2 protein-coding genes are annotated in these 1741 nt (G+C 75.2%); both read right to left on the reverse strand.

Going from position 1 to position 1741, the window contains the following annotated elements; all coding sequences use genetic code 11:
- Positions 1 to 98 precede the first annotated feature (98 nt).
- The gene (locus tag FOE67_RS24835; protein WP_182667061.1) at positions 99 to 809 is read right to left on the reverse strand and encodes an SDR family NAD(P)-dependent oxidoreductase; all 711 of its coding nucleotides are present in this window, start codon (positions 807 to 809) and stop codon (positions 99 to 101) included.
- Between the two features lie 129 nt (positions 810 to 938).
- Positions 939 to 1559: an NUDIX hydrolase gene (locus FOE67_RS24840; protein ID WP_182667062.1), complete on the reverse strand. Its 621-nt coding sequence runs from the start codon at positions 1557 to 1559 to the stop codon at positions 939 to 941.
- Between the last annotated feature and the right edge of the window lie 182 nt (positions 1560 to 1741).

Raw genomic sequence — 1741 nt, forward strand, 5'->3', positions numbered from 1 at the left:
GGACGGGGGCCGGGCGGGCGGACCGGAGACCGGCACGCGTCGGGAGCGGCGGGGCCCCCGGCCGTCCCGATCCGGTGGTGTCCCGCCCCGGGGCGGGGTCAGCGGGCCCGGGCCTCCGCGCGCACACCCCCCTTCCCGTCGGGGACGACCAGCGCGGCGCCCTCGACCAGGGCATCCACGATGCCGCGCACCACGGTGTCGAGGTCGGCGGGGGCCGGCATCGTCGGGGGTGCGCCCGCCACCGCGCGGTCGGCGAAGCCGGTGTCCAGGTGCGGCAACCGTGCGTCCAGCACCGCCACCCGGCGGCGGCGCTGCTCGGAGCGGACAGCGGTCAACCAGGCGCTGAGGGCGGCCTTGGCGGCGCCGTAGTCGGCCATGCCGGGCTGCGGCCGATCGACGAGGACCCCGCTGATCGCCGCGATCGCGCCGCCCTCCCGGACCACCGGCAGGGCTCCGCGCAGCACCGCCATCGGCGCCAGGGCGTTGACGGTGAACAGGTGCTCCACCATCTCCTCCCCGAGGTCGGCCGCCGGGGCGAAGGCCACGGTGCCGATCGCGACCACCACCGCGTCCAGCCCGCCCGCAGCCTCGGCCGCCCGGGCGGCGAGACCGGCGCAGGTGTCCAGGTCGTAGGCGTCGAAGGCGAACGCCGCGTCGGCTCCGAGCGAGCGGGCGCGCTCGGTGAGCCGCTCGGGGTCGCGCCCGGCGGGCAGCACGCCGGCGCCGCGCGCGGCGCACTCCTCGGCGATCGCGCCCCCGATCACGCCGGTCGCGCCGACCACCAGCACCCGGGCACCGTTCATCTCCATGCGGTCCGCCCTCCTCCCGATACGGCCCCCGGCGGGGCATCCCCGGGGGCATCCGGGCATTCCACCCGGAACGCCCGTGTGCCCCCTCTTCGCCGGTGTGACACGAGCCGGATGCGAGGCCCCCCCACCTCACCCTTCGGGCACCCGTTCGGGCACCCCACCCCCGGTGGGTCGGGGGGCTTCGTCACCCGGCACCCGGCACCCGGCACCCGGCGTCCGGCGCCCGGGCTCCCCCATCAGCCACCGCAGCAGGCCCACCAGTGTGATGCCGCTGAGGATCTCCCCCCGGTCGATCATGCCGAGCACCTCGGCCCGCGGGATCCACTCGATCCGATCGGACTCGTTCCGCTCGACCGGTGGGCCGACGTACCCGGCGGCATCGGCCCGGAAGACGTGGTGCCGGGCGTTCATGATCCCGCCGGCCGGCTCGGCGCGGATCAGGGGCCGCGGGGCCCCGGCTCGCCAACCGGTCTCCTCCTCCACCTCGCGGACGGCCGTCCGCTCCGGCGTCTCCCCCTCGTCGACGACACCCATCGGGAGTTCCCACCCCCAACTGTCGGTGACCAACCGGTGCCGCCACATCAACAACACCCGTTGCTCCGTGTCCGTCACCACGCAGGCGGCGACATCCCGCAGCCGAATGGCGTGTTGCTCACCGCGACCGCCATCGGGCCGTTCGACATCGAGCAGCGCCACCTCCAACCACGGATGCCGATGGAGCGATCGCTCGCCGTGGACGGTCCATCGCATGGTGGTCCCCCTTCGTTCCCGCCGGCACGTCCCGCCCCGTGCCCGCATCCTCCCCGACCCGGTCGACGCCCTCCGACACGGCTACGATGAATGAAATCGACTTCCATTTCCAAGAAGGGTGACGGGGAATCCCCTCCGTCCCCGTGCGCGAGACCCGGAGCCCCCATGACCTCCCCATCGCC

Source organism: Streptomyces calidiresistens (assembly GCF_014141525.1).
Classification (GTDB): Bacteria; Actinomycetota; Actinomycetes; order Streptomycetales; family Streptomycetaceae; genus Streptomyces; species Streptomyces calidiresistens.